Here is a 9240-nt window from a genome sequence, read left to right on the forward strand (position 1 = left end):
AACCATAACCGCAAACAAGGGTTCAGGAAAGGCGCGCCGCGGCGGCGCAGCGATGTTTACAACTCTTCCTTGATCGGGAGCACACGCAGCACGCCGATACCCAGATGCTGCAGCGCTCCCATGCCGGGCTCGCTGTCGTAGGTAGTGAGCTGCCCGTTGTCGCGCGTGGTCCACGTCAGGCGCGCATTGTTGCCATCGGCATCGGTGCGTATGCCGATGCGGTAGGCCATGTCGAGCAGTCCGTCCTCGGTGGTCTTGATCATGCGCTCGGCCAGGGCCGGGCTGTCGAGCACGATGCCCATCTCGGTGTTCAGCCTGGCCGAGCGCGGATCCATGTTGAGCGAGCCGATGAACACCAGGCGCCGGTCGACGATGTAGTTCTTGGCGTGCAGGCTGGCGCGGCTCGACGACAGCCAGGAGCGCGAGCGCGAACCCTTGGCGGCCTTGCCGCGCTGCGCCAGTTCGGCATAGGCGCTGGGCTTGAGTTCGTACAGCTCGATGCCGGCGGCCACCAGTGCCTCGCGGTGCGGGGCATAGCCCGCATGCACGGCGCTGACGTCGGTGGCGGCGAAGGAATTGGTCAGGATGCGCACGCGGATGCCACGCTTTGCGATTGCGATCAGCCAGGCCTCGCCGTCGTCGTCAGGGACGAAGTATGGCGAAATCAGCATGACTTCCTTCTGCGCGCCGCTGATCATCTTCTCCAGCCGGGCGGTGGCATGACCGGGATCGTCATGGGTCTGGTGGGTAATCTTGGCGGCCTTGTCGGAGACCACCGTGGCCTTGCCCGTGTAGGCAGGCATGCGGCCGCTTTCGATGCCCTTGGCCAGGCCCGATTCGAGCAGTTCCTGCACATACTGGCTGGCCTTGGCCTGGTCGCCGCGGGCTTCCAGGCGCTTGCGCAGGCTGCGCATTTCCACCGGCGCCTCCTTGCCCTCGGGGATCAGCGCCACCACCGGATAGGAAGACTCGTCATTCCAGTATTCGTCGAAGACCGCCGACACCTGCGGCACCGCCGGGCCGGCGATCAGCACGTCAAGGTCGCTGAAGTCCATGTCGGTGCGCGCGGAGAAGTAGGCATCGCCAATATTGCGCCCGCCCACCACCGACATCTGGTTGTCCACCGTCATCGACTTGTTGTGCATGCGCCGGTCCAGCCGGCTGAAATCCGCCAGCATTTCCAGCCAGCGCAGGCTGCGGTTGGCGAATGGGTTGAACAGGCGCACTTCGATATTGGGATGCGAATCGATCGCCGACAGGATCTTGTCCACCTCGCCGCCGGTGCGCAGGTCGTCGAGCAGCATGCGCACCCGCACGCCGCGGTCGGCGGCATCGATGATGTCGCCCAGCACCGCGGCGCCGGTGCCGGTCGGCTCCAGGATGTAGGTCTGCAGGTCAAGGCTGCGCTGCGCCGCGCGGGCCATCGCCAGGCGCGCGGCCAGCGCATCGGGGCCGGACGAGAGCGGGTAGAACAGCGATTCGCCCGGGCGCTGCGCCAGGCGCGGGGCCAGCGCCTTGCCCAGCGGCGTGTCCGTGGTCGTGGCGGTGGCGGCGGGCGCGTTGGACGGCGGGCGCTGGGCCGATGCCGGCAGGCTTGCGCAACCGGTCAGGCCCATGGCCAGCGCCAGCGTCAGCGTGATCGCCAGCGGCAGCGCTGCCAGCGATTGGGACCGCTGGCGGCAGGTATCGGACGGATAGTGGCAGAAGACAGTCTGGAACATCCATGGATCTCCCTGCACCGGGAAGGCGCCGGCCCGGGACTCACCGTGCAGAAAAAAGCACACGGCCTGCATGTGGCGTGCCAGACCCGCTATCAAGACAATACACCCCCGCAACAGGTGACGGCAGCGGTGCGGTTCCTTTCCGCACGGGGTCTTTGTCCTACATGGCTTGTGCGTTGCGGCATCGATGCATTGGGACTGCATCGGAATTGCGGCTTTTCCTGCACTGCGTTTTCTCTTATGATCCCGCCGCATAGCCAGGTTGTATATACCGGCCGGTAAGGCTGCCCCCGCGCGCATCAGGCGGAACCTCCGGCCGCATTGCCTCCGCGCCCGATCCCCGGCATAGTTGCGCGCTTTTGCGCGTCGACCCGAGTCCCGATGTCCAGCCAATCTTCCACTTCCGGCGCGCCAGCGCCAACGCTGCGCCGCACGCTGCGCGCCCGCCATCTCACCATGATCGCCATCGGCGGCTCGATCGGCACGGGGCTGTTCGTGGCATCGGGCGCCACCATCGCGCAGGCCGGGCCCGGCGGCGCGCTGGCCGCCTACATCCTGATCGGCGCGATGGTGTATTTCCTGATGACCAGCCTGGGCGAACTGGCTGCGTACATGCCGGTATCGGGCTCGTTCGCCACCTACGGCGCGCGCTATGTCGACGAAGGCTTCGGCTTCGCGCTGGGGTGGAACTACTGGTACAACTGGGCGGTGACCATCGCGGTGGAACTCGCCGCAGCGCAGCTGGTGATGCTGTACTGGTTCCCCGACACGCCAGGCGTGCTGTGGAGCGCGCTGTTCCTCGGGCTGATGTTCGCGCTCAATGCGATCTCGGTGCGCGGCTTCGGCGAGGCCGAATACTGGTGCGCGCTGGTCAAGGTGGTGACGGTGATCGCCTTCATCGGCATCGGCACGCTGATGATCTTCGGCATCCTGCGGGGCGACATGCCGGCTTCGCACGGGCTGGGCAACCTGACCCTCGGCGATGCGCCGTTTGTCGGCGGGCTGCCGGCGCTGATCGGCGTGGCCATGATCGCGGGCTTCTCGTTCCAGGGCACCGAGCTGATCGGCGTGGCCGCGGGCGAATCGGCCGACCCGGCGAAGAACATCCCGCGCGCGGTGCGGCAGGTGTTCTGGCGCATCCTGCTGTTCTATGTGCTGGCGATCCTGATCATCGGCATCCTGATCCCCTACACCGACCCCAGCCTGCTCAAGAGCGACGTGCAGACCGTGGGCGTGAGCCCGTTCACGCTGGTGTTCCGCCATGCCGGCCTGGCCTTTGCCGCCGGCGTGATGAATGCGGTAATCCTGACCGCGGTGTTGTCGGCCGGGAATTCCGGCATGTACGCCTCGACCCGCATGCTCTACAACCTGGCCACCGAAGGGCGCGCGCCGCGCATCTTCGCGCGGCTGACGCGCAACGGCGTGCCGCTGGTGGCACTGCTGGCCACCACCGCGGTGGGCGCGCTGTGCTTTCTCACCTCGCTGTTCGAAAGCAAGTCGGTGTACCTGTGGCTGCTGAACCTGTCGGGCATGACCGGCTTCATCGCGTGGCTGGGCATCGCGGTCAGCCACTATCGCTTCCGCAAGGGCTTTGTCGCGCAGGGTCACGACTTGTCGCGACTGCCCTACCGTTCGCCGTTCTTCCCCTACGGGCCGATTTTTGCCTTCGGGCTGTGCCTGGTCGTCACGCTGGGCCAGAACTACCAGGCCTTCACCAGCGGCAAGATCGATTGGGTAGGCGTGGCCGCCACCTATATCGGCATCCCGATCTTCCTGGCGATCTGGGCGGGCTACCGGATCGTGCGCAGGACCCGTTTCGTGTGCTATGCGGAGATGGAATTCCCCGCGCTGCCGGCCGGCGGCGACGGCGTCGCCGCGCGCGGCGCCGCTCCGATGCCGGCCGAATAGGCACCTATCCCCTGCGCGTCATACCAGCCGGCGTTCCGCGCTTTCACGCTGGACGCCGCCTGTCCGGACACCAGGAGAAGACCCTGGGTTCGATCGAGCCGTGCTAGCGGGCGGCTCGAGGAGTTGGACAAGTTTGATGAGGGGATCCGGAAGCCGTTGCAGGCCGCTGAAGACGGATTGGTTGCCCGTCCATTTCCTCACGATTCATCTCCGTTCACTTTTCAGATCCCTCAGGACTGAGCGAACGCGACATCACATGCAACGGTAGCCTCCGTTGCTTTCTACGCAACACTTCCGCTCCCGCCTTGACGCAGCATGGCCGTGTGTCCATCATTCCGATCTTTCTTAAATGCGAATAATTCGCATTTGTATCAACATTTACACACAGGCCTGCCTGTCTTACCGCCAAGCATGAACCACGCCGACATCCGCGCCACGCGCCTGCGCGCACCCAAGCCTCGCCATCTCGCCGTATTGGCGCACCTGGCCGTCCTCACCGGCTTCCCGGCGGCGGCCGCGCTGGCGCAGGAGGTTGCGGGCGGTGCCGAGCCGCGATCGCTGCCCGCCGTGACGGTCAGTGCCACCGCCGTCGATGACGCGGGCTTGCAGCTGCAGAAAAAAGCCAGTACCGGTGCACTGGGCTCGCGCACGCAGCTCGACACGCCGTATTCCACGACCATCGTCACTGGCGAGGACCTCGCCGATCGCCAGGTCAGCAAGCTCGGCGACGTGTTCGCCATGGATGCCTCGGTCACCGACAACAGCAACGCCTATAACAGCTGGTCCAGCTACCTGACCGTGCGCGGCCTGCAGGTCGACTGGCAGAACGGCTTCAAGATCAACGGGCTGCCGTTCGTCGCGTACGGCATCACGCTGCCGTACGAGCACATGGAACAGGTGGAGCTGCTCAAGGGCCTGCCGGGCTTCATGTACGGCTTTGGCACCCCGGGCGGCATCGTGAACTACGTCACCAAGAAGCCGACCGACACCTTTACCGCCTCGTTCGAGCTGGGCTACCGCGCCGCCAACGTGTGGAGCGAGCACATCGACCTCGGCGGCCGCGCGGGCCCGGACAACATGTTCGGCTACCGGCTCAACTACACGCACGAGGAAGGCACGCCGTACAACGCGCGCAATGTCAATCGCGACACGGTATCGCTTGGCCTGGACGCGCGCCTGACCAGGGACCTGACCTGGACCTTCGACTCGATCTACCAGGACCGCCGCACCACCGGGCAGATGCCCTCGTTCAGCTTCTGGACCTACACTGACCAGGCGCTGCCGGCTGCCGTGTCCGGCCGCATCCGCAACTTCGCCGGCAGCGACCAGCACCTGAACACCAACCTGCAGCTCTACACCACGGGCCTGCGCTACCAGGTCAACCCGGACTGGGCGGTCAGCACCAACTACAGCTTCAGCAAGGTCAACCGCAGCCGCAACGAAAGCCTGTATGGCGTGCTGAACCAGGCCGGAGATTACGTCGACACGCGCTACGACACCGCGCAGAACCAGCAGGTGGGCTATTGGCAGGGGATGCTCGAGGGCAAGTTCCGCACGGGCCCGTTCGGCCACCAGCTGGTGGCCGGCCTGTCGTGGCAGAAGCAGATCGACCGCTACGACAACAACGGCTTTGCCGGCACGATCGGCACCGGCAATATCTTCGAGCCCAATACCAACACATACTTCAGCTCGACCGCGTTCAACAAGGTGCGCAACAGCGACATCACGCAGAAGTCGATTTTTGCCAGCGATACCGTGCAGTTGAGCGAGCGCTGGTCGGTGCTGGCCGGCCTGCGCGTCACCAATTTCGAGCAGAACGGCTACGTGCCGGCGGCCACCAGCTACACCAAGAACGGCGTGGTCACACCGACGCTCGCGCTGATGTTCAAGCCGGTGCCGGCAGCCACGGTCTATGCCAGCTACGTGGAAGCGCTGGAGCCCGGCTCGATCGTGCCGGATGGCTACACCAACGCGCGCCAGCTGCTCAGCCCGATCCGCAGCAAGCAGTATGAGATCGGCGTCAAGGCCGACCAGCAGAAGTGGAGCGCCACCGCCGCGCTGTTCCGCATCGAGCGCGGCGCGGAATACGACAGCGTCAGCAACGGCGTGCCGACGCGGGTACAGGACGGCTCTTCGATCTACCAGGGCGTGGAACTGGCGGGCGTCTATCGCCTGGGTTCGCAATGGGAATTCGGCGGCAGCGCGATGTACCTCGACAGCTACTACGACAAGGGCAATGCCAACATCGACAACCGCGTCGCCGGCGCCCCCGAACTGGTGCTGGCGGGCCGCATCAGCTACCGCGTGCCGTACGTGCCGGGCCTGCGTGTTGGCGTCGACGGCAAGTACACCGGCAATATCAAGGTCAATGCGACCAATACGCTGGAGGCGGGGGGCTATACCGTGTTCAACCTCGGTGCCACCTACAACACGCGCGTGTACGGCAAGGACCTGACGCTGCGCGCGGCGCTGAACAACCTGACCAACAAACGCTACTGGGGCTTCCAGTATGAGAACTACCTGCAGCCGGGCGATCCGCGCAGCGTGAGCCTGACCGCGAAGATCGCTTACTGAGTTCAGTCCTCCGGTCTGCCGGTTTTCTCCCCTCTCCCGCGTGCGGGAGAGGGGGCGGGGGAGAGGGCAGGCGCATGGCAAGCATCGCAACGCCCCACTTCGTGGAGTCTCCGGCCCTCTCCTCCGCCCCTCTCCCATGAATGGGAGAGGGGCGAACACAACGCGATTTTGAAACTGGCAGCAGCCTTGACCCCGCCTTAGCGCGGGGTCTTTTCATTTGTGCGCCGCCAGGCACGGCGAGAGCCGTCCCTTCTCCCCCTATAACCCCGCACCCCTCCCCCATCTTTCGGGAAAACGAATGTTGACAATCACCAACCCATGATCTACAACATCGTCTACAGCATCAATCAATTTTGTAGACAATTTAGTAGACAGCACAACAGAACCCCCACGGCGCACAAAAGAGCCAGACGGCCGCACGTTCGCCTATCGTCAAGACAACCATCTGCCAGGAGACTCAGATGATGCAAACGACCGTAACGCCAGACGCGACCGCCGGCGCGCCGCAGGCGGGGCATGCCACACACGGCAATGCCCTGATCAAGCCCACCTACGACGAACGGCTGACCAACGAAGACCTGGCGCCGCTGCGCAAGCAGACCTGGGGCACCTACAACATCTTTGCCTTCTGGATGTCCGACGTGCACAGCGTGGGCGGCTACATCACCGCCGGCAGCCTGTTTGCGCTGGGGCTGACCAGCTGGCAGGTGCTGGTGTCGCTGCTGGTCGGGATCGTGATCGTGCAATTCTTCTGCAACCTGGTGGCCAAACCCAGCCAGGTGACCGGCACGCCCTACCCGGTGATCTGCCGGGCCTCGTTCGGCGTGCTCGGCGCGAATATCCCGGCCATCATCCGCGGGCTGATCGCGGTGGCGTGGTACGGGATCCAGACCTACCTCGCGTCGAGCGCCTTCCTGGTGCTGGCGCTGCACTTCTTCCCCTCGCTGGCGCCGTATGCCGACGTCAAGCTGCACGGCTTCGCCGGGCTGTCGACGCTGGGCTGGGCCGCGTTCATGGTGCTGTGGGTGCTGCAGGCGCTGGTGTTCTGGACCGGCATGGAGACCATCCGCAAGTTCATCGACTGGGCCGGCCCGGCGGTGTACGTGGTGATGATCGCGCTGGCGATCTGGCTGGTGAACAAGGCCGGCTGGGAGAACGTCAACTTCACGCTGAGCTTCGTCAAGTACACCGGCTGGGAAGCGGTGCCGGTGATGCTGAGCGCGATCGCGCTGGTGGTGTCGTATTTCTCCGGCCCGATGCTGAATTTCGGCGACTTCTCGCGCTATGCCAAGGATTTCAAGTCGGTCAAGCGCGGCAACTTCTGGGGCCTGCCGGTCAACTTCCTGGGCTTCTCGCTGCTGACCGTGATCACCACGTCGGCCACGCTGCCCGTGTTCGGCAAGCTGATCACCGACCCGGTGGAAACCGTCAGCCATATCGACAGCACCTTCGCCATGCTGCTGGGCGCCTTCACCTTCATGACCGCGACCATCGGCATCAACATCGTCGCCAACTTCGTCTCGCCGGCGTTCGACTTCTCCAACGTGTCGCCCAAGCACATCAGCTGGCGCACCGGCGGCATGATCGCCGCGGTGGCCTCGATCTTCATCACCCCCTGGAACCTGTACAACAATCCGGCGGTGATCCACTACACGCTGGACGTGCTGGGCGCCTTCATCGGCCCGCTGTTCGGCATCCTGATCGCCGACTACTACCTGGTGCGGCGCCAGCACGTGGAAGTCGACGACCTGTACACGCTGAACCCGCGCGGCCGCTACTGGTACCGCAACGGCTTCAACCCGGCGGCGGTGGCCACCATGATTCCCGCGGCCATCATCCCGATCCTGTGCGTGGTGGTGCCGGCCTGGCAGGCGGCGGCCAACTACAGCTGGTTCATCGGCATGGGTATCGCGCTGGTGCTGTACCGCCAGCTGGCACCGCGCATGATGCCGGACCACCTCGCCGCGCCGGCTGCCAATCAGGCTTGAACGACATTACTCCTTCGACAGCATCCATCTCAGAGCCGCACCCATGAAGCTGAAGATCATCAACCCCAATACCACCGAGAGCATGACCGAGAAGATCGGCCAGTGCGCCCGCGCCGTGGCCGAGCAGGGCACGCGCATCAGCGCGGTCAGCCCGCGCATGGGCCCGGCCTCGATCGAGAGCCATTATGACGAGGCGCTGTCGGTGCCGGGCATCCTTGACGAGATCCTGGCGGGCGAGCAGGAAGGCGTGGACGGCTACGTCATCGCCTGCTTCGGCGACCCCGGCCTGTATGCGGCGCGCGAGGTGGCGCGCGGCCCCGTGATCGGCATCGCCGAAGCGGCGATGCATATGGCCAGCATGGTCGGCAGCAGCTTCAGCGTGGTGACCACGCTGGCGCGCACCTGCAATATCGCCTGGCACCTGGCCGAGCGCTATGGCATGAAGCGCTTCTGCAGCAATGTGCGCGCCTGCGACCTGCCGGTGCTCGACCTGGAACGCCCCGGCTCGGACGCGCGCCGCATCATCACCGAGGCGTGCCGCCGGGCGCTGGTGGAAGACCGCAGCGAATGCATCGTGCTGGGCTGCGCCGGCATGACCGACCTGTGCGACGAGATCGCCGACGCCATCGGCGCGCCGGTGATCGACGGCGTCACGTGCGCGGTCAAGCTGGCCGAGGCAATGGTCTCGGTGCGGCTGGCCACCAGCAAGCGCGGCGACTGGGCGCGGCCGCTGCCCAAGGCGTATGCCGGCATGCTGGCACCTTATGCGCTGAACTGACGCGCTCAACTGAGGCGCTCAACCCAGGCGCTGAACTGGCGTTTCGAGAACCACTTACCTGATCCAGCAACATGCTCCAGACACGTTATCCCCGCGACCTGATCGGCTATGGCGCGCAGCCTCCCCACGCGCGCTGGCCCGACGGCGCGCGCATCGCCGTGCAGTTCGTGCTCAACTACGAGGAAGGCGGCGAGAACTGCGTGCTGCACGGCGACGCCGCTTCCGAGCAGTTCCTCTCCGAGATCGTCGGCGCCGCGGCCTACCCCGACCG

5 protein-coding genes and 1 pseudogene are annotated in these 9240 nt (G+C 65.3%); 5 read left to right on the forward strand and 1 reads right to left on the reverse strand.

Going from position 1 to position 9240, the window contains the following annotated elements; all coding sequences use genetic code 11:
* Positions 1–56: 56 nt before the first annotated feature.
* A complete protein-coding gene (locus J8I82_RS08335) occupies positions 57–1721 on the reverse strand; it encodes a phospholipase D family protein (protein WP_209756163.1) in 1665 nt (554 codons plus the stop codon).
* A 381-nt stretch (positions 1722–2102) separates the two neighbouring features.
* On the opposite strand from J8I82_RS08335, the gene J8I82_RS08340 reads away from it, so the two are divergent.
* The 5 genes and pseudogenes from J8I82_RS08340 to J8I82_RS08360 form a co-directional block, all read left to right on the forward strand.
* Positions 2103–3629, forward strand: coding sequence for an amino acid permease (locus tag J8I82_RS08340; RefSeq protein WP_209756165.1), 1527 nt, complete (start codon positions 2103–2105; stop codon positions 3627–3629).
* A 411-nt stretch (positions 3630–4040) separates the two neighbouring features.
* Positions 4041–6203, forward strand: a complete 2163-nt coding sequence (locus J8I82_RS08345; RefSeq protein ID WP_209756168.1) for a TonB-dependent siderophore receptor — start codon at positions 4041–4043, stop codon at positions 6201–6203.
* 461 nt (positions 6204–6664) lie between these two features.
* Positions 6665–8191 (forward strand): NCS1 family nucleobase:cation symporter-1, encoded by a 1527-nt coding sequence (locus J8I82_RS08350; RefSeq protein WP_209756170.1) that lies wholly within the window; start codon positions 6665–6667, stop codon positions 8189–8191.
* 43 nt (positions 8192–8234) lie between these two features.
* Entirely contained in the window at positions 8235–8969 is a 735-nt protein-coding gene (locus J8I82_RS08355) for an aspartate/glutamate racemase family protein (RefSeq protein ID WP_029045211.1), read from the forward strand.
* Between the two features lie 71 nt (positions 8970–9040).
* Positions 9041–9240, forward strand: a pseudogene (locus tag J8I82_RS08360) (allantoinase); the annotation flags it as partial.

The organism is Cupriavidus consociatus, from assembly GCF_017814975.1.
GTDB classification, from domain to species: Bacteria; Pseudomonadota; Gammaproteobacteria; order Burkholderiales; family Burkholderiaceae; genus Cupriavidus; species Cupriavidus consociatus.

What these genes read in the sequence shown, in the direction of transcription:
- J8I82_RS08335 (WP_209756163.1), bottom strand. Translation starts at nt 1,721, where the DNA reads ATGTTCCAGACTGTCTTCTGCCACTATCCGTCCGATACCTGCCGCCAG.
- J8I82_RS08340 (WP_209756165.1), top strand. Translation starts at nt 2,103, where the DNA reads ATGTCCAGCCAATCTTCCACTTCCGGCGCGCCAGCGCCAACGCTGCGC.
- J8I82_RS08345 (WP_209756168.1), top strand. Translation starts at nt 4,041, where the DNA reads ATGAACCACGCCGACATCCGCGCCACGCGCCTGCGCGCACCCAAGCCT.
- J8I82_RS08350 (WP_209756170.1), top strand. Translation starts at nt 6,665, where the DNA reads ATGATGCAAACGACCGTAACGCCAGACGCGACCGCCGGCGCGCCGCAG.
- J8I82_RS08355 (WP_029045211.1), top strand. Translation starts at nt 8,235, where the DNA reads ATGAAGCTGAAGATCATCAACCCCAATACCACCGAGAGCATGACCGAG.